The sequence below is a fragment of the Sphingomonas kyeonggiensis genome (assembly GCF_030812785.1).
GTDB classification, from domain to species: Bacteria; Pseudomonadota; Alphaproteobacteria; order Sphingomonadales; family Sphingomonadaceae; genus Sphingomonas; species Sphingomonas kyeonggiensis_B.
Genome location: NZ_JAUSTJ010000003.1, coordinates 1,247,512 through 1,270,518, shown reverse-complemented (window position 1 = coordinate 1,270,518; position 23,007 = coordinate 1,247,512). Strand labels below are relative to the sequence as shown.

The 23,007-nt window shown below is 67.2% G+C and carries 23 protein-coding genes; 9 read left to right on the top strand and 14 right to left on the bottom strand.

Annotation, left to right across the window (positions count from 1 at the left end):
- Nucleotides 1–81: 81 nt before the first annotated feature.
- From rplU to J2W22_RS23205, 3 genes are all read left to right on the top strand, one after another.
- A complete protein-coding gene (gene rplU, locus J2W22_RS23215; protein WP_184000535.1) occupies nucleotides 82–459 on the top strand; it encodes a 50S ribosomal protein L21 in 378 nt (125 codons plus the stop codon).
- Nucleotides 460–483: 24 nt separating this feature from the next.
- A complete protein-coding gene (gene rpmA, locus J2W22_RS23210; protein WP_307120640.1) occupies nucleotides 484–753 on the top strand; it encodes a 50S ribosomal protein L27 in 270 nt (89 codons plus the stop codon).
- Between the two features lie 174 nt (nucleotides 754–927).
- Nucleotides 928–1,488 carry a GNAT family N-acetyltransferase gene (locus J2W22_RS23205; RefSeq protein WP_307120639.1) on the top strand — a complete coding sequence of 187 codons (561 nt, stop codon included), beginning with the start codon at nucleotides 928–930 and terminating at the stop codon, nucleotides 1,486–1,488.
- A 3-nt stretch (nucleotides 1,489–1,491) separates the two neighbouring features.
- On the opposite strand, the gene J2W22_RS23200 is transcribed toward J2W22_RS23205, so the two are convergent.
- On the bottom strand, nucleotides 1,492–2,646 hold the full coding sequence (locus J2W22_RS23200) for a hypothetical protein (RefSeq protein ID WP_307120638.1): 1,155 nt from the start codon (nucleotides 2,644–2,646) through the stop codon (nucleotides 1,492–1,494).
- A 110-nt stretch (nucleotides 2,647–2,756) separates the two neighbouring features.
- Between J2W22_RS23200 and J2W22_RS23195 the strand changes: the two genes are divergently transcribed.
- Nucleotides 2,757–3,371 carry a TetR/AcrR family transcriptional regulator gene (locus J2W22_RS23195; protein ID WP_307120637.1) on the top strand — a complete coding sequence of 205 codons (615 nt, stop codon included), beginning with the start codon at nucleotides 2,757–2,759 and terminating at the stop codon, nucleotides 3,369–3,371.
- A 5-nt stretch (nucleotides 3,372–3,376) separates the two neighbouring features.
- Nucleotides 3,377–3,724 (top strand): hypothetical protein, encoded by a 348-nt coding sequence (locus J2W22_RS23190; protein ID WP_307120636.1) that lies wholly within the window; start codon nucleotides 3,377–3,379, stop codon nucleotides 3,722–3,724.
- Nucleotides 3,725–3,875: 151 nt separating this feature from the next.
- On the opposite strand, the gene J2W22_RS23185 is transcribed toward J2W22_RS23190, so the two are convergent.
- The 3 genes from J2W22_RS23185 to J2W22_RS23175 all read right to left on the bottom strand — a co-directional run bounded on the left by J2W22_RS23185 (nucleotide 3,876) and on the right by J2W22_RS23175 (nucleotide 7,394).
- Complete coding sequence (locus tag J2W22_RS23185) at nucleotides 3,876–5,837, bottom strand: ATP-binding protein (protein WP_307120635.1); 1,962 nt, start codon at nucleotides 5,835–5,837, stop codon at nucleotides 3,876–3,878.
- 45 nt (nucleotides 5,838–5,882) lie between these two features.
- Nucleotides 5,883–7,073 (bottom strand): serine palmitoyltransferase, encoded by a 1,191-nt coding sequence (spt, locus tag J2W22_RS23180; RefSeq protein WP_307120709.1) that lies wholly within the window; start codon nucleotides 7,071–7,073, stop codon nucleotides 5,883–5,885.
- Between the two features lie 78 nt (nucleotides 7,074–7,151).
- Nucleotides 7,152–7,394: an acyl carrier protein gene (locus tag J2W22_RS23175; RefSeq protein ID WP_116842527.1), complete on the bottom strand. Its 243-nt coding sequence runs from the start codon at nucleotides 7,392–7,394 to the stop codon at nucleotides 7,152–7,154.
- Nucleotides 7,395–7,614: 220 nt separating this feature from the next.
- Here J2W22_RS23175 and J2W22_RS23170 point away from each other — a divergent pair, with 220 nt between their 5' ends.
- Nucleotides 7,615–9,237: an NAD(P)/FAD-dependent oxidoreductase gene (locus J2W22_RS23170; RefSeq protein ID WP_307120634.1), complete on the top strand. Its 1,623-nt coding sequence runs from the start codon at nucleotides 7,615–7,617 to the stop codon at nucleotides 9,235–9,237.
- 97 nt (nucleotides 9,238–9,334) lie between these two features.
- Here J2W22_RS23170 and J2W22_RS23165 read toward each other — a convergent pair whose 3' ends face one another.
- On the bottom strand, nucleotides 9,335–10,327 hold the full coding sequence (locus tag J2W22_RS23165) for a DMT family transporter (protein ID WP_373423014.1): 993 nt from the start codon (nucleotides 10,325–10,327) through the stop codon (nucleotides 9,335–9,337).
- Between the two features lie 83 nt (nucleotides 10,328–10,410).
- Between J2W22_RS23165 and J2W22_RS23160 the strand changes: the two genes are divergently transcribed.
- On the top strand, nucleotides 10,411–10,899 hold the full coding sequence (locus J2W22_RS23160) for an Lrp/AsnC family transcriptional regulator (RefSeq protein ID WP_307120632.1): 489 nt from the start codon (nucleotides 10,411–10,413) through the stop codon (nucleotides 10,897–10,899).
- A 110-nt stretch (nucleotides 10,900–11,009) separates the two neighbouring features.
- On the opposite strand, the gene J2W22_RS23155 is transcribed toward J2W22_RS23160, so the two are convergent.
- The 6 genes from J2W22_RS23155 to J2W22_RS23130 form a co-directional block, all read right to left on the bottom strand.
- Entirely contained in the window at nucleotides 11,010–12,542 is a 1,533-nt protein-coding gene (locus tag J2W22_RS23155) for an HAD-IIIC family phosphatase (protein WP_307120631.1), read from the bottom strand.
- A 23-nt stretch (nucleotides 12,543–12,565) separates the two neighbouring features.
- On the bottom strand, nucleotides 12,566–13,471 hold the full coding sequence (locus J2W22_RS23150) for an NAD-dependent epimerase/dehydratase family protein (protein ID WP_307120630.1): 906 nt from the start codon (nucleotides 13,469–13,471) through the stop codon (nucleotides 12,566–12,568).
- Complete coding sequence (proB, locus tag J2W22_RS23145) at nucleotides 13,468–14,574, bottom strand: glutamate 5-kinase (protein ID WP_307120629.1); 1,107 nt, start codon at nucleotides 14,572–14,574, stop codon at nucleotides 13,468–13,470. The genes J2W22_RS23150 and proB overlap by 4 nt, the downstream gene beginning before the upstream one ends.
- A 68-nt stretch (nucleotides 14,575–14,642) precedes the next feature.
- A complete protein-coding gene (gene lptG, locus J2W22_RS23140) occupies nucleotides 14,643–15,737 on the bottom strand; it encodes an LPS export ABC transporter permease LptG (RefSeq protein WP_307120628.1) in 1,095 nt (364 codons plus the stop codon).
- Entirely contained in the window at nucleotides 15,734–16,945 is a 1,212-nt protein-coding gene (gene lptF, locus J2W22_RS23135) for an LPS export ABC transporter permease LptF (protein WP_307120627.1), read from the bottom strand. The genes lptG and lptF overlap by 4 nt, the downstream gene beginning before the upstream one ends.
- A 112-nt stretch (nucleotides 16,946–17,057) precedes the next feature.
- Entirely contained in the window at nucleotides 17,058–17,693 is a 636-nt protein-coding gene (locus tag J2W22_RS23130; protein WP_307120626.1) for an SRPBCC family protein, read from the bottom strand.
- 104 nt (nucleotides 17,694–17,797) lie between these two features.
- Between J2W22_RS23130 and obgE the strand changes: the two genes are divergently transcribed.
- Nucleotides 17,798–18,847: a GTPase ObgE gene (obgE, locus tag J2W22_RS23125; protein ID WP_307120625.1), complete on the top strand. Its 1,050-nt coding sequence runs from the start codon at nucleotides 17,798–17,800 to the stop codon at nucleotides 18,845–18,847.
- 205 nt (nucleotides 18,848–19,052) lie between these two features.
- On the opposite strand, the gene J2W22_RS23120 is transcribed toward obgE, so the two are convergent.
- Entirely contained in the window at nucleotides 19,053–20,156 is a 1,104-nt protein-coding gene (locus tag J2W22_RS23120; RefSeq protein ID WP_307120624.1) for a fatty acid desaturase family protein, read from the bottom strand.
- A gap of 154 nt (nucleotides 20,157–20,310) precedes the next feature.
- Between J2W22_RS23120 and J2W22_RS23115 the strand changes: the two genes are divergently transcribed.
- Entirely contained in the window at nucleotides 20,311–21,468 is a 1,158-nt protein-coding gene (locus J2W22_RS23115; RefSeq protein WP_307120623.1) for a GNAT family N-acetyltransferase, read from the top strand.
- 127 nt (nucleotides 21,469–21,595) lie between these two features.
- Here J2W22_RS23115 and J2W22_RS23110 read toward each other — a convergent pair whose 3' ends face one another.
- Both J2W22_RS23110 and xth read right to left on the bottom strand, forming a co-directional pair.
- Nucleotides 21,596–21,871 (bottom strand): hypothetical protein, encoded by a 276-nt coding sequence (locus tag J2W22_RS23110; RefSeq protein ID WP_307120622.1) that lies wholly within the window; start codon nucleotides 21,869–21,871, stop codon nucleotides 21,596–21,598.
- A gap of 360 nt (nucleotides 21,872–22,231) precedes the next feature.
- On the bottom strand, nucleotides 22,232–23,005 hold the full coding sequence (gene xth / locus J2W22_RS23105; protein ID WP_307120621.1) for an exodeoxyribonuclease III: 774 nt from the start codon (nucleotides 23,003–23,005) through the stop codon (nucleotides 22,232–22,234).
- Between the last annotated feature and the right edge of the window lie 2 nt (nucleotides 23,006–23,007).

Here is a 23,007-nt window from a genome sequence, read left to right as displayed (position 1 = left end):
CTCTCTCCCTTAGCTGCGCCCTTCCTCCTGCCGGGGTGCAACCTTGGCGGGCACAAGCATTTGAACCAGAGAAGAGATCCGATGTTCGCTATCGTGCGCACGGGCGGCAAGCAGTATCGCGTTGCCGCGGGAGACAAGATCGTTGTCGAGAAGCTCGACGGCGAGGCCGGTTCGACGGTCACGCTCGGCGACGTTCTGCTCGCCGGCGAAGGTGGTGAGCTGAAGTCGACCGACGGCCTGACCGTCTCGGCCGAGATCATTGCGCAGGCGAAGGGCGAGAAGGTCATCGTCTTCAAGAAGCGCCGTCGCCACAATTATCGTCGCAAGAACGGCCACCGCCAGAACCACACCATCCTGAAGATCACCGCGATCGGTGCTCAGGAAGCCAAGAAGGCCGCGCCGAAGGCGAAGAAGGCCGCCGCTCCCGCCGAGGCTGAAGCCCCGGCTGCTGAAGCGTAAGCGAAGATACGAGGAGTATAGACCATGGCACATAAGAAGGCAGGCGGTTCTTCGCGTAACGGTCGTGATTCGGCCGGTCGTCGTCTTGGCGTGAAGAAGTTCGGCAGCGAAGCAGTCGTCGCCGGCAACATCCTCGTGCGTCAGCGCGGCACCAAGATCTATCCGGGCGTGAACGTGGGCATGGGCAAGGACCATACCCTTTTCGCGCTCGTCGATGGCCGCGTGTCGTTCAAGGAAGGCAAGCTCGGCCGCAAGTTCTGCTCGGTAGACATGATTGCGGAAGCTGCCGAATAACATCGGGTGACCGACCGGGTTGCCCACCAGGGTGACCCGGGTTCGACGAACGAACCAGCTGAAAAGGGAGACGGGTCGCCCCGGCTCCCTTTTTTATTTCCTCCCTGACACCACGGCGCAACAAGCTCGTCACACTAAAGTGGCGTGGGGCGTCGCAGGACCAAGGAGACGGTCATGTTCGTGCGAACGCAGAGACTGACATTGCGGCCCGGCTGGCCCGAGGATGCGGCCGCCCTCACCCAGGCGATCGGCCATGAGAACGTCGTGCGCAATCTGTCGCGCGCGCCCTGGCCCTATCCTGTGGAAGCGGCCGAGACCTTCCTCGCCAGCTTCGACAATCCCGTCGATACCAAGTTCCTGGTGTTCGAGCACCGGGACGGCGCCACGCGCCTGATCGGCGGCACGGGCCTGAGCGAATGGAAGGACGAGCCCAACGAGCTCGGCTATTGGTACACCCCCGATGCCTGGGGCCGCGGCTTCGCGACCGAAGCCGGGCGCGCGGTGCTGCACGCCGCGCGGGCGCTCGGCATCCGCCGGGTGACCGCCGGCCACTTCATCGACAACCCCGCATCGGGCCGGGTGCTGCGCAAGCTCGGCTTCCGCCCGACCGGCAAGCTCGCCACCATCTACTCGCGCGGCCGCGGCTGCGAGGCGACCACCGCACGCTACGAAATCGACCTGTCCGAAGGCGATTGCAGCGGCGGTGGCGACGAGGACCACCGAATGGCGGCGTGAGCCCTAGAAATGCGGTTCGATCCGCCGGATGACGCACATCCGGCGGACACCGCCTTCGGGCTTCAGCCCGAGCAGCAGCGCGGTCGGCTGGATCTCCTGATTGGCGGGGCTGGCAAGGAAATAGAGCCGCCCGTCGATGCGCTGGGGCACGAAGTGGGCGTAACGCGGGCTTACGCCGGGATAGATGCCGCGCTGCCCGCCGGCGAGCAGCGTCCATTCCCGCCGCGGCGCCAGCATCAGCGCGTCCCCTGCCTCTTTCGGATCGAAATCGAAGCTGGGCAGCAACGGCGCCACATCGGTGTCGGGCGGCAGCACGAGAACCAGATCGCCATCGAAGAAGTGATCCGACCCGCCCCGCAGTACCAGGCGCCGCCGGACGCCCGGTGCGATCTCGGTGTCGGCAAGCTCCACTCCTGGCGTGCTCGGCAGCGGCCGCTTCGGCAAACGGGCGGCGAGCGGGGCGCGCTCGTCCCCCTGCAGCGCGGAATATATCGCCGGGCGGCCGAACATCGGTTTCAGCATCGTACGGAGGTAACGCGCGCAGAAGCCCCGATCGGCGGCAACCGGATCGGCGAACCAACTGCCCTCCTTCCACTTGCGGCCGTTCAGCGGATATTCGATGCGATCGATCCGATGATCGGCAAGCCGGAGGCGCTCGCTTCGACACGCAATCGGTCCGGTGCCAGGCTCGGTTTCCCCGGCTCCCGGCCCGGCTTCGCAGCGGCTCATGCGATCCGGCTGGATCACCAGCCCGACCAGCCACGGCTTTTCGGAGCCGCTGTCGCCATAGCCCGGCTTCCATTCGACGCGTGAGAGCACCCGTCGCCGGTTGACCCACAGGCTGAAGAAGGCGGGCGGATCGGCCCCGCCCATGCCATGGGCGACCCCCTGCATCTCGCCGTCGCGGATCCGCAGTTTCCAGCCATTGGGCAATCGGCACTCGCTCCGACGCTGCGAACGGCCATGGGACAGGCCACCATCGATCCGCATCGGCAGCGCACGATAGGCGACCGGCGAGCCCGCTTCGCTCCAGCCGAACCGCACCAGTGCGATATTGGCAGTGCGGCTGCAGACGATCTCGACGCCATATTCGGCATGCGCGGCCGGAGGCCAGCCGAGAAGCCCTGCCATCAGGATCCACCAGAGCCGCTGTCGCATGCAATCCTCCCACGCCAGCCTGATCCGAGCCGATTACCGAAAGATGATAGGACTTTGCTTTACGGCGCCTTTGGGTCACTAAGCTGGGACAACAGGAGCCATCCCCCAAATTGACCGCCACTGCACCCCGTAAACGCCTTTCTCCCGAAGAATCCCGCGACGCCGCGCTCGAGGCCGCGCGCGAGCTGCTGCTCGAGGCCGGGCCGGGCGCGGTGACGTTGAAGGCGGTGGCGGCGAAGATCGGGCGGACGCACGCCAATCTGCTCCACCATTTCGGCTCGGCGGCGGGCCTGCAAAAGGCGCTGGCCGCCAATATCGCGGGTAGCGTCACCGGCAAGATCGGCGCGGCGGTGATGCGCGCCCGCGCCGGCGACCATGACGACCATGAAGTCGTCAACCTGACCTTCGACGCGTTCGACAAGGGCGGCGCCGGCGCGCTGGCGAGCTGGATGATCCTGACCGGCAACCAGGACGCGCTCGATCCGATCCTGGAGGCGATCCACCGGCTGGTCGACGAGCTGGCCGAGGGGCATGACGACAAGACCCATTCGCTCCACGAGGAGACGCTGCAGCTGGTGCTGATGGCGGTGGGCGACGCGCTGCTCGGCGCGCCGATGGCCCGCGCGCTCGGCCTGCCGCGCAACAAGGCCCGCGAGATCGCCGCGGCGCAGCTCTCGCGCACCATGGGCGAGCATCACGGGCACCAGCATATCCGCGAGGAGTAACTGCAATGATCCTGTTCCCGATCGCGTTGCTGTCGCTGAGCGTGCCGGACAAGACCTGCAATCTCTCCGCCCAATGGGGCGACAGGCTGCCGAAGAAGAGCGCCAACGCGCATGCGGTGCGCGACCAGGGCGGACAGGCGCTCTGGGGCATCCTGCCGACCAGCGACACCGCGCTGGAGGATTTCGCCAGCGGCGCTGGCCGCGAGACGCCGCGCCGGCCGATCATCCTCTACGCCGCAGGCACGGACTGCGCGGTGATCGAGCGCTATGCCGCGATCATCGAGGCCTCGGCCAATTGCGCTCCGGCCTGGTGCGTGGTGAGCTACAAGCCCGAGACCGCGAAGGCGGACTAGTCCGGAGTACCTTCTTTTCCCCGGCGAAGGCCGGGGCCCAGTCCTTGAAAGTCGCGTGCCTTGGCGCGACTTCGCCGCGCACGCTTAGTCTGGCCCCCGGCCTTCGCCGGGGAAAAAGAAGTCAGGAAAGTAAAGCCGGAGCGGCCTGCCCCTACGCCGCCGCCACCCGGCCCGAGCGGCGTGCCTCCTGCGCCATCGCCTCTTCCACCGCCGCCGCCAGGCCGGCGATGGTGAAGGGCTTGCGCAGCACGGTGCGGCCGCCGAACATCGCCGCGTCCGCCTCGCCGGCGAAGCCGGTGACGAACAGCACCGCGACGCCGTCGATCCGATCGCCCAGGGCAGCGATCATCTCGGGGCCGGTCTGGCCCGGCATCAGCACGTCGGAGACGATCAGGTCGAGCGACCGCAGCGTCGCGATCGCGCCGGGCGCGGCATGCGGATCGTCGCAGCCCATGGCCTGGTGGCCGAGTTCCTTGAGCGCGCCCAGCGTCGCAGTGAGCACGCGCGGGTCGTCCTCCACCACCAGGATTTCCAGCGGCCGGCCACTATACACGGGAACGCCCTCGGACGCGGGCGCGGCTTCGGCCCTCGCTTCGCCGAGATGGCGGGGCATGTAAAGCGTCACCCGGGTGCCCTTGCCCGGCGCCGTGTCGATGCCGATCTCGCCTCCCGACTGGCGGACGAAGCCGAAGATCTGGCTGAGCCCCAGCCCGGTGCCCTTGCCCACCGGCTTGGTGGTGAAGAAAGGTTCGAACACACGCGCCAGCACCTCGGGCGTCATCCCCATGCCGGTGTCGCCCACTTCGATGGTGACGTAATCACCCGCGGCGCACTCGCCGACCTGGTTCTCGGCCAGGCTCGTGCCGCCGGTGACGAAGCTGAGCGTCCCCTTCCCCTCCATCGCGTCGCGCGCGTTCACCGCGAGGTTGAGCAGCGCATTCTCGAGCTGGTGGCGATCGACCCAGATCCGCCAGCCGGTGCCTTCATCCGAGGTTGCCACCGCGATGCCGTCGCCCAGGGTGCGGTCGAGCAGATCGGCCATGCCGTCGATCAGCGCACCGGCTTCCACCGCTTCGGGCAGCAACGGCTCGGCGCGGGAGAAGGCGAGCAGGCGGCGGGTGAGCGCCGCGGCGCGATTGGCGCCTTCCATCGCATTCTCGATATGGCGCTGCGCATCGGGACCGCCGGTGTGGAGATGGCGCTTTGCGAGCTCCAGCCCGCCCAGAACCACGGCCAGCATATTGTTGAAATCATGGGCGATCCCGCCAGTGAGCTGGCCGACCGCCTCCATCTTCTGCGCCTGGCGAAGCTGCTCCTGCGCCGCCTCGCGCTCGGCGGCCTCGGCACGCAGCTGCTCGGTCGCATCGGCGACGGCCCGCTGCAGCTCGACGGAGCGCTCGCGTTCGGTCTCGGCATTGGCGTCGGCGACCGCCCGGTCGCCCTGCGCCTCGATCGCCATCCAGCCGAGCAGCACCGCGCCAAGCACGATCAGGACGCCGAACCCGGTGAGCACCCGCGACGCCAGGCCCGAATTGGCGAGCAGGTCCGCGGCTGCCTTGGTGCGGTCGTGCAGGGTGACCCGCTCGGCATCGACCACTTCGTTGAGCACCTGCTCGAGCTGGGTGCGGGCCGGGCTCAGGCGGACCTGGTAATAGCTGCCCCAGGCATCGCTGTGCCGCTTGTAGGTCGAGTAGAGGGCGGTGGTGGCGAGCTCCTTGCCGCGGGCGTCGAAGGCCTGTTTCAGCCGGACGATGCGGGCCTGCTGGGCGGGATTGTCGGCGGTGATCTGCTTCAGCCGCGCCAGCTGCTCGCCCGCACGGCCCCATTGGTCGCCATATTGCTGGCCGAGATTCTTGTCGGCGCTGACCACATAGCGGCCGAGCGCGGCCTCCGCCCCGGCGATCGCGCCGGAAAGCTGGTTGGCGCGCATGATCACGTCGAACGTGTGCTGCTGGCGTGCGATCGCCCGATCGCGCTCGGCATCGGTGCGCTGCTGGAGGAGCGCCACCGCGACGAGCACGGCGATCCCCAGCAGCGCAAGCCCGCCGAGCATCAGGAACCGCCAGTTGGTCGCCCGAATGGCACGTTCCAGAGCGGTGTTACTCTCACTCATTACGGGATCGTTTTTAGTCGAGCCCGGGCGCACAGGAAAGAGTCCTCAGCCGATAACGCCCACGGCCTGGCCCGCCGCCTTGAACATGCCCAGCACGCGCTGGATCTGCTCGGCGGTGTGCTCGGCGCAGAGCGAGCAGCGCAGCAGGAAGGTGCCGGCCGGCGTCGCCGGCGGACGGGCGAGGTTCACATAGAGGCCGCCCTCGAGCAGCGCCTGCCACATCATCGCGCCCTGGACCTGATCCTCGAGGATCACCGCGATGATCGCAGAGTCCGGGTTCTCGGTGCCGAGCTTGAAGCCCATTTCCTTGAGGCCGGCATGCAGCGTGCGGGCATTTTCCCAGAGATGCGCGCGCTTGTTGTGCGCGTGCATCAGCTTGCGGATCGACATCGCCGCGGTCGCCACGACGCTGGGCGGCAGCGAGGCGGTGAAGATGTACGGACGGCAGGCCAGGCGGATCGCCTCGAACTTCGGGTGGTTCGACACGCAGAAGCCGCCGACGGTGCCGACCGACTTGGAGAAGGTGCCGACGACGAAGTCGACCTGGCCTTCGAGGCCCTGCTCTTCGTAGACGCCGCGGCCGTTCGGGCCGAAAAAGCCCATCGAGTGCGCTTCGTCCGACAGCACCATTGCGCCGTGCTTCTTGGCGACCTCGACCATTTCCTTCAGCGGGGCGATGTCGCCGAGCATCGAATAGACGCCCTCGAGCACCACGAGCTTGCCGGCTTCCTTGGGTAGCCGGCCAAGGCGCTTGTCGAGATCCTCGACGCTGTTGTGGCGGAAGCGGACGATCTCGGCATTGCCCTGCTTGCAGCCGTCATAGATCGAGGCGTGGCTGTCGGCGTCGAGGATGACATACTCGCCCTTGCCGACGAGCGTGGAGATCATGCCGAGATTGGCCATGTAGCCGGTCGAGAAGACGATCGCGCCGGTGACGCCGTAGAAGTCGCGCAGCGCCTGCTCGACTTCCATGTGATCGTGGAAGGTACCGTTGAGCATCCGGCTGCCGTTGGTGCCGGAGCCGAACTTCTCGAGCGCGTCCTTGCCGGCCTGGATCACGTCCGGATCGAAGGTCATGCCCATATAGTTGTAGGTGCCGAGGAGGATCGTATCCTTCCCCTTGATCACCGCCTCGGTGGGCGACTTCACCTGCTCCATCACCACCGCATAGGGATCGGTGACGCCGCTGGCGAGCAGGCGCTCGCGCTCGCCGATGAGCGCGTCGAACTTCGACATCAGGTCGGTTTCGGGCGCAACCGCGGCCGGATTGGCGGGGAGCGCGTCGGCAGTGTTCAGGCCATCGGTCACGTCAAATCAGCCCTTGAGCTTCTGCACGGCATCGACCAGCTGGCCGATATTCTCGATTTCGGCCTGCATGTTCATCGTGATGATGATGTCGAACTCGTCCTCGATCGCCGCGACGAAATCCATCACGGTCAGGCTGTCCCACTCCAGATCCCCGGCGAAGGTGGTGCTGTCGGTCAGCGCGACGCCCTTCTTGTTGAAGGGCTCGATCTGGGCGGTGACGGTCTCGAAGACGGAAGCGCGGTCGGTCATGGGGTCCCTCTAGTGGTATCGTCACCCAGTGCCAAGCGATTGCGGCAACAACGGGCCGTTCCTGCGGCGCGCGCCAAAGTACACGAAGTACACGCCAAACGCGTTTTCAGCCGCCCGCCACCCGGGCCGGCAGGGCCGCCCGCGAGAAGGCAAGCAGACAAAATCCTACATTGCAAGCGGAGGATTTGAGGCGCGGGGCATTCCCCGCTAGAGGCCCGGGATGCTTCGTCTCTCCGGACTCTATCTGCCGCTCGACCATTCGCCCGAGGCCCTGCCCGAAGCGATCGTCAAACGGCTGGGAATCGAGCCCGCCGAGCTGAAGAGCCACTCGGTCTATCGCCGGGGCAATGACGCACGCAGGCGCAATGCGATCCAGCTGGTCTACACGGTGGACGTGGAACTGGCCGACGAGGCGGCGGTGCTGGTGCGCTTTCCGGGCGACAAGGACCTGCGTCCGACGCCGGACATGACCTACAACTTCCCGGTGATGGCCCCGAACGGCTGGAGCGGGCTGCGACCGGTAGTGATCGGCGCGGGCCCCTGTGGGCTGTTCGCCGGGCTGATCCTGGCGCAGATGGGCTTCCGGCCGATCATTCTCGACCGCGGCAAGGTGGTGCGCCAGCGGACCAAGGACACCTGGGGCCTCTGGCGCCAGGGCAAGCTCGATCCCGACAGCAACGTCCAGTTCGGCGAGGGCGGCGCCGGCACCTTTTCCGACGGCAAGCTCTATTGCCGGGTGAAGGACCCGCGCTTCCTCGGCCGAAAGGTGCTGGAGGAGTTCGTCAAGGCCGGCGCGCCCGACGACATTCTCTGGGAAGCGCATCCGCATATCGGCACCTTCCGCCTGGTCACCATGGTGGAGAGCATGCGCCGCACGATCGAGGCGCTGGGCGGCGAATATCGCTGGGAGACCCGGGTCGACGATATCGAGCTGGAACGCACCCCCGACGGCAACCAGCGGATGCGCGGGCTCCACCTGCAGGACGGCAGCTTCCTCGAGGTGGATCACGTCGTGCTGGCGGTGGGCCACAGCGCCCGGCCGACCTTCGAGATGCTCCACCGGCGCGGCGTTCACATGGAGGCCAAGCCCTTCGCGATCGGGGTGCGGATCGAGCATCCGCAGAGCTGGATCGACCGGGCGCGCTTCGGCAATTGCGCCGGCCATCCGGACCTGGGCGCGGCGGCATACAGCCTGGTGCATCACGCCTCGAACGGACGCAGCGTCTACAGCTTCTGCATGTGCCCGGGCGGGCGCGTGGTGGCGGCGACCAGCGAGGAAGGCCGGGTCGTCACCAACGGGATGAGCCAATATTCGCGCGCCGAGTTCAACGCGAACTCGGGCCTCGTCGTCGCAATCGATCCGGCCAAGGATTTTCCGGGCGGACCGCTGGCAGGCATCGAGCTGCAGCGGCACTGGGAGGACCTGGCCTATATCGCCGGCGGCTCCAACTATCATGCGCCGGGACAGCGGGTGGGCGACCTGCTCGCCGGCCGCGCCTCGACCGCGCTGGGAGAAGTCATCCCCTCGTACAAGCCGGGGGTGAAGATGACTGACCTTTCGGAATGCCTGCCCGGCTTCGTGATCGAGGCGTTCCGCGAGGCGCTGCCGGTATTCGGGCGGCAGATCGCGAACTACGACCATCCCGACGCGATCATGACAGGCGTGGAGACGCGCACCTCCTCACCGGTGCGGATCACCCGGGGGAAGGATCATCAGAGCCTGAACGTGGCGCAGCTGTTCCCGGCGGGTGAAGGCGCGGGCTATGCGGGCGGGATTCTGTCCGCGGCGATCGACGGGATCAAGACCGCCGAGGCGGTGGCGCGGAGCTTGGTGGGCGGCTGACTCCTTCTACCGCTGTTGCGGGAGAGGGACGCCGAGCACAGCGAGGCAGGGTGAGGGTCCGTAGGGGCGGCGAGCACCTAGCCCGCCGTACAGGCCCTCACCCTTTCGCCGCCTTCGGCGTCTCCCTCCCTCTCCCGCGAAAGCGGGAGAGGGAATTGGGCCGCCGATGCGCCGCGACGCAGGTCACGACGCTCGCCACCACCAGCACGAACGCTGCCGCCTCCAGCGCCGTCGGCCCGCGATGCTCCCAGGCGAAGGCGTAGAGCAAGGCGAACAGCGTCTCGAAGGTGATCATCTGGCCGGACAGGGTGAGCGGCAGCAGCCGGCTCATCCGGTTCCACAGCGCATTGCCGACGATCGAGGCGAACACCGCCACCCCAGCCGAGACCGCGACGAACAGCGCCCAGTCCCCTGCCCCATGGCCGCGCGTGCCGAGCAGCAGCGCGAGCGGGATCAGCACCAGGCTCTGCGCACCCGTGGCGATGCCGATCAGCAGGCTCCAGTCGTGCGAGGACACGGTCCGCACCCGCGCCAGCATATGGTTGTTGTACACCGCATAGGCGCCCCACGAGGCGAGCGCGCCGATCGCGCAGAGCAGGCCGGCGAGCTGGGCGGTGACCGGGCGGGCCGAGGGCAGGAACAGCGCCTGCCAGCCGATGCACAGCGCGCCGGCGACGCAGAGCAGCAGCGACGGCGCGAGCCGGGCGAGCGGCACGGCATCCTTGGCACGGCTGCCGACGATGGTCACGACGACGGGGAGAAAGCCGATGACCAGCGCGGTGATCGCGGCGCCGCCGAGTTGCACCGAGCTGGCGAGGAGGATGTAGTAAAGCGTGTTTCCCAAGAGCGCGAGCCAGGCGAGCGCGCGCCACTCACTCCCACCCAGCTGCGCGGCCAAGCTGCGCCAGCGCGGGGCGATCAGGGCGGCAGAGATCAGGCCATAGGCAAGGTAGCGGCCGATGGTCAGCTCGAGCGGGCCGAAGGCGCGGGCCAGTTCGGGGGCGAGGAACACCAGCCCCCAGAGCGCGCCGGCGGCGGCCCCGCACAGCACGCCCAGCACCAGTGATCCGCGTTCGTTCGGCATGCGCATTCCCTTCTGAAGCGGGGAATATCATCGCGAGTGCGGGCTGAGCGCTCTTGATTCATGCTCCCGATGCAACAAAAACTCGCTGCATGGCAAGGGAACGCGACAAATCCGCACGGGCGCTCGACGATTTCGACTGGGCGATCCTCCGACTCGTCCAGGCGGACAACAAGATGCCCCAGCGCCGGATCGGCGAGGCGGTGAACCTGTCGGCGGCGGCAGTGCAGCGGCGGATCGCGGCGATGGAGGCATCGGGGGTGATCGCGCGCAACGTGGCGATCGTCGATCCCGACGCGGTGCCACTCACCATCACCTCGATCGTCGAGGTGCAGCTGATCAACGAGCATGCGCCGACGGTGGAGCTGGCGCGCCGGATGTTCCTCGACACGCCCGAGGTCCAGCAATGCTATTACGTCACCGGCGGGGTGAGCTTCATGCTGGTGATCGTCACCTCGGACATGCGCGCCTATTCGGCGCTGACCAAGAAGCTGTTCGCCGAGAAGCCGTTCATCGCCAGCTATCGCTCGCTGATCGCCCTCGACCGGGTGAAGACGGATACGAGCATTATCATTCCTTGAGGCGCATTACCCCTCTCACCCGTCATCCCCGTGAAGGCGGGGATCCAGAGTCACCTGGGACAGCACTCTGTTACCCTGGATCCCCGCCTTCGCGGGGATGACGGTTGGAGTTAGGCAGCGTCGCGCACCTCGCCCCCGCTGCCCAGCGCGACCGCCTCGATCCAGCAATCGACCTGGCCGGCGATCTTCTGGAGCAGCCCGGCGTGGAGATGGGTGACGTCGGACATCTCGTCCGGCCCGGCGATGTCCGCCACGTCGAGCACCCAGACATGGTCGGGATTCTCGCGCGCCGCCTTGCGCCAGATCGCATTGAGGCGACGGCAGCGCTCGGACGTGAGGTTGTGGACGGCACGGTACTTGTCCTCGGGCGCGTCCTCGGGCGGCAGGACGACGAGCATGCGGCGCTCCTGCTCGATCAGCATGATCAGCGTGCGGACGACGCAGGTCTGGTAGAGGCCGATATCGACCAGCGGCCAGCGCTCGCCCCAGCGGCCGTCGAGATAATCGACCGCCGCGCCATAGACGAGGAAGGGCGGGAAATCCTGGTCGCGCCAGCTGCCCTCGTCCATCATCCGCATCGCGAAGACGCGCGGGTGGTGATCGAACTCGATCGCCGGGCGGAAGCGGCTGTAATGCGCGATGCCGCCGGACTGGCAATCGAACATGATGCGCACCGCAGGCTCGGCCATCAGCTGCGGGGCCTGCTCGGCGAGGATCGCGCCGCGGACCTCAGGGTCGTGGAAATCGGCATCGGCGATCCAGTCCGGGTCGGTGCGATCGAAATCCCAGGCGCCGGTTTCGATCTCCGGCCATTTCTCGCGGACCTTGGACAGGGCATAAGCCTCGATGCCCATGTGCATGATCCGGCAGGAGAATGTGAAATGGACGAAGGCCCTGGCCTCACGGTCGACCATGACGAAGCCGACCAGGCCGTGGCGGCCATAGCTGTCCCAGGCGAAGATCGACCAGCTGTCGAAGCGGACGACGTCGATGATATCGGCCTCCAGCCGGGTCTGCTCGACGCGCGAGCCAGTGTAGTTGAGCTGGTTCGAGCGGTTGATCAGGTCCGCGATGCGCGGGGCGAAATCGAGATTGTCCATCAGGTACGGCGCGCTGGCGCGGATGCCGCAGGTGCGCAGGAATGCGTGGTTCGAGAGTGCGGGGACGGCGGCGCGATCGGCCTTGCGGCGCTCCAGCATCCGGTAGCGTTCGACCCGGCTCTTGCCCGGAGGCGTGAGCGCGAGCAGGCCGGCGAGGTGATCATCGGCGTCGGACAGGGTGATCTCGAGCAGCTGGATCTCGGGGATCGCATGCGCGACTTCGCGCAGGTTCACCGGATTGTCGTCGACGAACAGGACGTCGGCGGGGCGCAGCTGCATGTCGGCGATGATCGCGCGGATCGCCTCGGGCTTGGGCGTGAAGGCGATGTGCGGGAAGACGAATTCGTCCCACAGGCCCAACTCGCGCAGCTTCGCCTCGGCGGTGGCGAAGTCGTTCTTCGAGCAGATCGAGGAGACGACGCCGCGCGCGTTGAAGGCGCGGACCAGTTCGGCGCGGTGGCGATGGAGCTGCACGGCCTCACCATCGGCGAGCGTGCCGGACCAGAGCGTATCGTCGAGATCCCAGATGATGAGCTTGAGCATCCTTCATTTTAGGATGCTTTTCGTCAGAGCAGCCCCTGCTGGCGATACCAGGCTGCGGTGGCGGCGAGGCCGGCTTCGGCTTCGACCTGGGGCTTCCACAGGTTGGAGGGCGGCCGGCGGCTCGAATCGATCACCCAGTCCTCGTGGCAGAAATAGGCGACGCGGTCCGGCGTGAGCTTCGCGTTCTTGCCGCGGACCAGCCGGTCCATATGCGCGCCGGCCATCAGCAGCATGCGCGGCAGCGCGAAGCTGGCGACCCGCTTGCCGAGCGCGGTGCCGATCGCCTGGGCGAACTGCTTGTGGCTCCAGCCACTCTCGGTGCCGTCATCGGCGTCGAGGATCTGGTTGCAGCCATCGGTGGTGGCGAGTGCGAGCAGCAGGCGGCCGAGATCGCCGACCTCGATCAGCGAGATGCGCCCGCCGCGGGGCATGAGCGCGAGGCCCTTCTTCGCCAGCCGGAACAGCTCGAGCATCTCGAGGTCGCCAGGGCCGTAGATCGCCGGCGGGCGGACGATCGCCCAGTCGAAGCCCGAGGCCATGACCAGCTTGTCGCCCTCGGCCTTGGACCAGCCATAGGCGGAGAGATCGGGCTCGCGCGCGGCGAGCGAGGAGACATGCACGAAGCGGCCGACACCTTTTGCCTTCGCCGCGTCGAGCATGTTGCGGGTGCCGTCGATATTGCCGGCGGCGAAGCCTGCCTTGTCGGGGGCGTTGACCACGCCGGCGACATGGATGACCGCGTCGGCGCCTTCGCACAGCTCGGCGAGGGCGGCGGTGTTGTTCAGGTCACCCTGCACCCAGGTGATGCCCGCGCGCTCGGCCTGTTGGCGGCGCGTGAGGGCGCGGACGTGATGGCCGGCTTCGAGGGCTAGGGCGATCAGGCGGGTGCCGACAAAGCCGGTGCCGCCGGTGAGGGCGATGGTGGTCACAGCAGCGCCATATGGCTGCGGTGGACCAGTGTCGAGCGGGGGGCGTAGCCGAGGAGTTCGGCCTGTTCCTCGTTGCGGCGGCCGAGGATTCGGGTGGCGTCGTCGCTCGGATATTCGGCGAGGCCGCGGGCGAGCGGCCTGCCGTCGGGGCCGGCGATCACGACCAGATCGCCGCGGGCGAAGACCCCCTCGATACGGTTTGCGCCCGCGGCGAGCAGGCTTTTGCCCTGTTTCAGCGCCTTTACCGCACCTTCGTCGACATGAACCGTGCCATGCGCGGTGATTCCGCCGGCCAGCCAGGCCTTGCGGGCCGGTGCCGCCTTTTCGGCGACGAACAGCGTGTGCTTCGCCTCGCTCCCCAGCGGATGCGCGATCCGGCCCGAGGCGATGGCGAGATGCGCGCCGGCGGCATTGGCGATGCGCGCGGCGGCGATCTTCGAGACCATGCCGCCCGATCCCATGCCCGAGGCCGAGCCCTTGTCGGCCATGTTCTCGATCCCGCTATCGATCCGCTCGACCCGGGGGATATGGACCGCGCCGGGCAGCGCCGGGTTGCGGTCGTAGAGCCCGTCGACGTCGGAGAGCAGCACTACGCCCCCCGCCCCCGCCGCCTGGGCGACGCGCGCGGCGAGCCGGTCATTGTCGCCGAAGCGGATCTCCTCGGTGGCGACGCTGTCATTCTCGTTGAGCACGGGCACGACGCCCAGGCCGAGCAGCCGGTCGAGCGTGGCGGCGGCGTTGAGATAGCGGCGGCGATCCTCGAGGTCGCCTAGCGTGACCAGCATCTGCGCGGCGGTGAGGCCATTGGCACCCAGCACGTCCGCCCATACCCGGCTCAGCTCGATCTGCCCGGTGGCGGCGGCAGCCTGCGCATCCTCGAGGCTGGCGCGGCCGCCCCTGGCGAGCTTGAGCCGCCGCGCACCGAGCGCGATCGCGCCCGAGGAGACCACCGCGACCTGCTGGCCCGCCTTGACCCGTTCGGCGATATCGGCGGCGATACCCTCGAGCCAGGCGCGGCGCACGCTGCCATCCGGATCGACCAGCAGGGCCGAACCGATCTTGACGACGATGCGCGGGCAGGAAGCAGGCGGGAAGAGCGACATGGCCGCCGCTATATGGTCCCCCGCCCCATCCCGCCAGACAGGAAGGCTTGGGAGAGCCGTGAGAGCGGCTATTCCTCGGTGCGGAGGAGGACGGCCTCGCCGATCATCAGGAACAGCAGGAACGGCGCCCAGGCGGCGAGGAACGGCGGATAGGCGCCGAGATTGCCCATCGCGAGCGCGAAATTGTCGGCGACGAAATAGAGGAAGCCGAGCGCCATGCCGATCACGGCGCGCACGAACAGCTTGCCCGAGCGGGCGATGCCGAAGGCCGAGACGGCGCCGAGCAGCGGCATCAGGATCGCCGAGAGCGGCCCGGCCAGCTTGTGCCACAGGGCGCCTTCGAGCGCGTCGGTCTGGCGGCCGGCGACCTTGAGGTCCCCGATCGCCTCGTTGAGCGCGAAGAAGCCCATCGAATCGGCATCGACATGCGCGAGGGTGAACTGGTCCGGGCGGAGGTCATGGCCGACAATGGTGGTGCCGACCTTGGTCTTCTGCCCGCTGGCGACGGTGAAGCGCTCGGCATTGTCGACGCGCCAGCCCTTGCCGTCGCGCACGCCGTGCGGCGCGGTGAGGATGCTGACCAGCGAGCGGTCCTGCCGCTCATAGACGGTGATGCCGTAGAGCTGCGCAGCATCGCCGCGCCCGCGGACCTGCTGCACCTGAATCAGGTTGTTGTCGCCCTTCACCCAGACATTGCTGCGGTCGCCGCGATCAATCGGCAACGGGGCGTAGTTGACCTTCTTCCACTGCTCGAGCGTGGAGGTGGCGCGGGTGACGATGCGATCGTTGAAGCCGAAGGAGATGACCGCCACCACCATGCCGGTGAGCAGCAGCGGCGCCAGCACCTGGTGCGCGGACAGGCCCGAGGCCTTCATCGCGATCACTTCGCTGTTCTGGTTGAGCTGGCTCAGGGTCAGGATCGAGCCGAGCAGCACCGAATAGGGCAGGAAGGTCGCGGCGATCTGCGGCACGCGCAGGCTGACATAGCGCCAGATCTCGGCATCGCCGTTGCCGGCATGCGCCAGGATCGTGCCGCTCTCGGTCAGCAGGTCGAGCGACTGGAGGATGAGCACCAGCGCGCCGAGGATGGCGAAGGTGCGCGTGAGGAACATGCGCGCCATGTAGGCGGACATGGTCCGCGACGGGAAAAAGCTGCTCATCATGCCGCAGCCTCCTCGCGGCGCAGCCTGCGGCGGCGCCCGGGCATGTAGCGCAGGACGAACTTGGTGAGCTTGGAGAAGACCTTCTCGAGCCCGGCGATCGGCTGGCCGCCCGGCACATAGGCGATCTGATAGTACATCCACATCACCAGGGCGGCGAAGACCAGGAACGGCCCCCAGAGCGCGATGATCGGATCGACCGCGCCGCTGCTGCCGAACGACTGCCCGAACTCGTTGATCTTGTGATAGGTGACGATCATCACGATCGAGAGGAACACGCCCAGCGCCGAGGTCGAGCGCTTGGGCGGCACGCCCAGCGCCACCGCGAGGAAGGGCAGCAGGAACATCGAGGCGACTTCCGCCAGGCGGAAGTGGAAGGCCGCGCGACTGGTCTCGCGATCCTCAGTGCTCGAATTGGGATTGCGGCCGATCACCGCCAGCTCGGGCAGGGTCCGCTCGATATTCTTGCCGCCGCGGGTGCGGAACTGCTCATATTTGGGCAGCGGGATCGGCAGATTGTGCGTGGTGAAGGTGAGCACGCGCGGCACCGGCGAGTTGCGGTCCTGGTGGACAAGCGTGCCGTTCTGCAGGCGGAAGATGATCACGTCCGGATCGTCGGAGCGCAGGAACTGGCCGCTCTGGGCGGTGACCGCCACGGGCGTGCCGTCCTTGGTCATCATCTGCACGAAGATGCCCGAGAGCTTGCGGCCCTCGTCCTTGCTCTCCTCGATGCGCAGCGTCATCTTCGCGCCGAAGCTGGTGAACTCGCCCACCTTGATCGAGGCGCCGAGCGCACCCGAACGCAGCTCGAAGCGAAGCTGCTCGTAATTGTAGCGCGACCAGGGCTGGACGAAGCCGACGATCGCCAGGTTGAGCGCCGCCAGCGCCATCGCATACATGAAGGGCACCTTGAGCAGGCGCGTATAGCCCATGCCCACCGCGCGCAGCACGTCGAGCTCCGACGAGGTCGCCAGGCGGCGGAAGGCGAGCAGGCAGCCCAGCATCAAGCCGATCGGGATGCCCAGGCCGAGATATTCGGGAAGCAGGTTGGCGAGCATGCGCCAGACGACGCTGACCGGCCCGCCCTCGGTCGCGACGAACTCGAACAGGCGCAGCATGCGGTCGAGCACCAGCAGCATTGCCGATATGAGCAATGTCGAGACCAGGGGCACCGCGATCAGCCGCGCCATGTACCGATCGATCGAGTTCATCTGCGCGCGACGGTTGCCTTAGGTTTATTCTCGCCGGCGCGCGGGGCGCCGTCCTAGTCAACCGAAAGCCTATACTCCCGGTTCCGGACAGCGCCAGCAGGAAAGTTGCGCGTCAGTAACGCAGGGACGGATTCCGTGGCGTCGTATCGGCGCCTTTCGGGTCGAGCTTGCCCCTGTCCGGATCGACCATCGGCGCAGCCGCCGCGGCCTGGGCGCGCTGCTGGCGCCATTGCTCGGCCTGGCGCTGCCCTTCGGCATAGCCTGGGCTGGCCCGCATCTGGCGCTCCATGTCGAAGAAGCGCTCGGCCGAGCTGATCGCCTTGCCATTCTCGATCTGGACGATGAACTCGTCGAGCACCCTGGCCATCGCCTCGCGCACCTTGGGGTTGTAGTTGGCAATCGCCGCCCTGCCCTTGAAATCGGCGTCGAAGCTGAGCTTCGTCTTGCGGCCGCCATCGAGCGGCTCGAAGCGGAAGGTCAGGCGGATCGCCTCGGCGCCGTCCTTGCTGACGCTATAGTCGATCGAGCGCGAATCGACGCTGGTCACCTTGGGCCAGCTGAGCCCCTGGCCGGGTCCGTCGCCCTTCCAGCCGTCTTTGGCGCCGTTCAGCACCAGATCGAAGCCGCGCCAGGTGTCGTGCGGCGTCGCGTTGACCGTGCGGACCACGTCCGCGCTGTTGTAGCTCGATATCGCATAATAGCCGCCGCCGCCCAGCAGCGCGCATCCGATCAGTGCCTCGCGGATCATCGCCCCAATCCCCGCCGTTGATTTCGGCGCGATTGTCGCGCGCCACCGTAAATAGTCCGTCACCATGGGGTGACGGATTTGCGACATTCGCCTATGGGCCTGCGATGCATTTCCTGGACCAGGCAAAGATCTTCGTCCGCTCCGGCGCGGGCGGCCCGGGCGCCGTGAGCTTCCGGCGCGAGAAGTTCATCGAATATGGCGGCCCCGACGGCGGCAATGGCGGCAAGGGCGGCGACATCATCTTCGAGGCGGTCGCCGGCCTCAATACGCTGATCGACTTCCGCTACACCCAGCATTTCCGCGCCCCGCGCGGCAGCGGCGGCGCGGGCTCGAACCGTACCGGCGCGGGCGGCGAGGACCTGGTGATCCAGGTGCCGATCGGCACCCAGGTGCTGGCCGATGACGAGGAGCGCACGCTGCTGCTCGACATGACCAAGGAGGGCCAGCGCGTCGTCTTCCTGCGCGGCGGTGACGGCGGCCGCGGCAACGCCAGCTACAAGACCTCGACCAATCGCGCGCCGCGCCAGCACGGCACCGGCTGGCCGAGCGACGAGGCCTATGTCTGGCTGCGGCTCAAGCTGCTCGCCGATGCGGGCCTGGTGGGCCTGCCCAACGCCGGCAAGTCGACCTTCATCAACCAGGTGACCAACGCCCAGGCCAAGGTGGGCGCCTATGCCTTCACCACCACCCGCCCCCAGTTGGGCGTGGTGCGGCACAAGGAACGCGAGTTCGTCGTCGCCGACATCCCGGGCCTGATCGAAGGCGCGGCGGAAGGCGCCGGCATCGGCGACCGCTTCCTGGGCCATATCGAGCGCTGCCGGGTGCTGCTGCACCTGGTCGACGCCAATGATCCCGATGTCGCCGAAAGCTACCGGATCGTGCGCGGCGAGCTGGAAGCCTATGGCGCCGGGCTGGTCGACAAGCCGGTGGTGGTGGCACTCAACAAGATCGACATGCTCGACGACGAGCTGATCGCGGCGCTCTCCGCCGAGCTGGAGGAAGCGAGCGGCGGGCCGGTGATCCCGATCTCGGGCGCGAGCGGCGTCGGCGTGGACTGGGCGCTCGACCAGCTGCTCGAGGCGATCGGCACCGATCACGGCAAGGTCGCCGAGGATGACGAGGGCGAGGACGCGATCGAGTGGTCGCCGATTTGAAGCTAGCCAAATAACCTTCGTCACCCCGGCCTTGTGCCGGGGTCCACTACGCCTCCCGAACTGCCAGAAGAGCCTCTTGCTCCTCCCTCGCCTCCCGGTGGACCCCGGCACAAGGCCGGGGTGACGGGTTGGTGTGGAGCGACGCACAAACAAAAAGGCCGGGCATCGCTGCCCGGCCTTTTTCTGTTTCAGTCGTTCCGCTGGTTCAGCGGGCGCCCATCGTGCTGGCGGCAAGGCGGTGCATCAGCCCGCGCAACGAGGGGTAGTTGGCCTTGTGGTAGGCCGAGGCCTCTTCGAGCGCGTCGGACAGGCGACGGTGCGCCTCGTTCAGCGCGTGATAGGGCAGGCTCGGCAGCAGATGGTGCAGCGCGTGGTAGCGCAGGCCGATCGGCGCCCAGAGATAGGCCATGAAGCCCGGGGTCGGCACGTTGACGCTGTCGAGATACTGGGCGGTGACGGTGAGCGGCTCGCCGTCATTCTCCCAGAGATGCGCGACCAGCGTGCGGACCTGGTTGATCACCGCCACGCCCGCGATCACCCCGAGATAGATGGCGAAGGCGTGCAGCGGGATGATCCCCGTCGCAACCAGCGCGAGCAGCGCGATCGAATAGATGCTGGCGCCCAGCTCCTGCCAGAACCACTGGCTCTTGAGCTCGCCCTCTGGGGGGCGGCGCTCGAAGGCCGGGTTGATCTTCAGACCCGAATATTTGGCGACGACGACGCGGCGCAGGCTGGGGATCACCGCCGAGAGCGGCGCCAGCACGGCGAAGCGGATCAGCATGGCGACCGGCAGCAGCACGGCGGCGAGCAGGAATACCGGCAGCGTCCACGGCTTCATCATCGCGAGCGGCAGATATTCGGGATCCTCGACCGTGCCATAGCGGGTACGGGCGTGGTGGAGGGTGTGAACGCCCTCATAGGTGAAGCTCGGCACGAGCAGCGGGATGCCGACCAGCAGGTTCCAGCCGAGCCGGAAATTGGGCAGCAGCGCATGCTTGAGGTGGGTCAGCTCGTGGATGAACAAGCTGGCGCGGTAGAGCGCGAGCACCGCCACCACGCCAGCGAGCAGCGCCAGCGGCACGCTCGGCACCAGCATGGCCGCGGCAAGCGCGCCATAGCCGATCCCGGCCGACACGAACATGTCCGTCCAGTAGATGCGCGGATTGGGCGTGTGCAGGTCGCGGGTCAGTTCGGCCGCGGCACGCAGCATCGCGCGATCGTCGGGGACGCCGGAAAGCTTGATACGCGCCGGGGCCGGGGTCGTCGCCGGCTCGGCATCATGGATCTTCAGGGCAAGCGATTTCGTCATGATGTCTGCCATTTGGCGGGAGATAGTGGCTTTATGGTGGCATTCCAGGGGTCAGGGAGAGGCACCCCGGCCCGCCATGATTGCCGCGCTTGACACTGAACCGCTGGCGAAGGACTGCATTGCGCTGAATCAAACCTCAGGAAGGGTTTTCCCCTTGGCCAGCGGCCCGCTCAGCATCCGTCCCGTCTCCTCCAAGCGCGACACCAAGCAGTTCATCGAAGTCGCCTACCGCCTGAACAGCGGCGACCCGGCCTGGGTGCCGCCGCTGCGCGACGAGGTGGCGGGAACGATCAGCCCGAAGAAGAATGGCTGGTTCAGCCATGCCGAGGCGCAATATTTCCTCGCCGAGCGCGACGGCGAGGCGGTGGGCCGCATCTCGGCGCATATCGATTTCCTCGCTCTGGAAATGCCGGCGGAGCAGGGCTTCGGCCCGGGCACCGGCTTCTGGGGGATGTTCGAGGCCGAGGACCAGAATGCCGCCCGCGCGCTGATCAACGCCGCCGAGGACTGGCTGCGCGGCAAGGGCATGACCCGGGCGCTCGGCCCGGTCAGCCTGTCGATCTGGGAGGAGCCCGGCCTGCTGGTGAAGGGGCACGACCATTCCCCCACCGTGCTGATGGGGCATCACCCGGCGAAATATCAGGGCTGGATCGAGGCGGCAGGCTACAAGCCGGCCAAGTCGCTGCTCACCTATGAGCTCGACGTCAGCAAGCGCTTCCCGCCGCTGATCAACCGCATCGTCGAGAATGGCGAGAAGAACCCCAAGATCCGCATCCGCAAGGTCGACAAGTCGAAATTCGACGAGGAGGCCGCGATCATCCTGGCGATCCTCAACGACGCATGGTCGGACAATTGGGGATTCATCCCGCTCACCCAGCCCGAGATCGACGATGTCGGCAAGAAGCTGAAGCCGCTGGTGTTCGAGGACCTGATCATGATCGCCGAGCTCGAGGGCGAGCCGGTGGCGTTCATGGTCACCCTGCCCGACCTCAACGAGGCGGTGAAGCCGCTAAACGGCTCGCTGTTCCCGTTCGGCTGGGCCAAGCTGCTGTGGTGGCTGCGCAAGCCGAAGGTGCGGACGATGCGCGTGCCGCTGATGGGCGTGGTCAAGCGGCTCCAGGCGTCGCGCATGGCGAGCCAGCTGGCCTTCATGATGATCGAGTATATCCGCCGCGCGGCAGTGGCCAATTACGGCGCCAGCCGCGGCGAGATCGGCTGGGTGCTCGACGACAACCAGGGCATGAACGCGATCGCCGCGGCGATCGATTCCTGGGTGAACCGCGAATATGTGATCTACCAGAAGCCGCTCTGACGGCACTGGACGCGACCAGCCGGCCTGCTCCTGGGGGAACAGGCCGGCACCGGTCGGGGCATGACCGGGGGGAGCACCGGGCGGCGGCGAACGCTCACGAAATCCGCCGCGCGACGCTCCATGGGTCTTAGCGGGCCTGCTTCATCAGCTTCAGCGGATCGACACCGACCTCGAGCCAATCGGCGCGGGTGCGGCATTCGCGCTTCTCGATGCGCGATCCGGTCGCCGTGGTGTCGATGCAATATTTGCGGGTGTCGTTCTTGGCTTCCGTCTGCTCCTGGCGCGCCTTGGCGGGGGCAGCCGGGTCGTTGGCGGCAGCGGCAACGGCGGGCGAGACGGCGCCGGCAACCAGGGCAACGCTGGCGAAAAGGGCAGCGGCGGCGGAAAGGGTCTTGCTGTGCATATCCATTACTCCTCGAACCTTAGACATGGACAGGCGCTGCTTTCCGCCTGTGCCCCATGCTTCGCAATCGGCGTGCCAATTTCGAGAAACACGTAATATCAATGACTTACATGATTATGACGGTGTGATGACGTGCTATAACACGGCAATACACACCAAATATTGGTGCGCGCATGGAACGAGGCGTCCGGAAGCGGACACTGCGCTGTTCAGAAGCGGCCAGTTCCAGTCCTGGGATCCTCCGGGCGCCCCTGCGAAAGCAGGTGCCCAGGGTCACCTAGCCTAGACCCGCGCGGCTCCGGGCTCCTGCTTTCGCAGGAGCACGAGTATTGGGTTTTAGCCTTAACCTGCCGCTTCGATCTAGCGGAGCGACACCCAGGTCGGGGCGTGGTCGCTGGCCTTTTCGCGGCCGCGATATTCCTTGTCGACGCCGGCGCCGAGGTAACGGTCGGCCGCGATCGGACTGAGCAGCAGGTGATCGATGCGAAAGCCCGCGTCGCGCTGCCAGGCGCCCGCCTGATAGTCCCAGAAGGTCCAGACGCCGCCGCCCGGGAAACGGGTGCGCAGCGAATCGGTCCAGCCCTGCGCCAGCAGCGCGCGGTACCGCTCGCGGCTCTCGGGCTGCATCAGCGCGTCCTGCGACATGGCGCGGACCGAGAAAGTGTCGTCATCATTGGGGATGACGTTGTAATCGCCTGCCAGCACCACCGGGCGCTCCTCGGCGAGCAGCGCCCGGGCACGATCGGCGAGGCGCTCCATCCACTTCAGCTTGTAATCGAACTTGGGGCCGGGCTGCGGATTGCCGTTGGGCAGATAGATGGAGGCGACGACCAGGTCGCCGATCTCCGCTTCGATATAGCGGCTGTGGGCGTCCTCTGGATCACCCGCCAGGCCGCGCTGGCGCTCGACCGGCTGCTGGCCCTTCGCCAGCACCGCAACGCCGTTGAAGCCCTTCTGTCCGTGCCACACGGCCCCATAGCCCGCCGCCTCGATATCCTTGACCGGCAGCGTCTCGTCGGCCCCCTTCAGTTCCTGCAGGCAGACCACGTCGGGCTGCTGCTCGGCGAGATACTCCAGCAGGCGCTCCATGCGCGCCTTGATGCCGTTGACATTGTAGGTGACGATCTTGGGCAAGG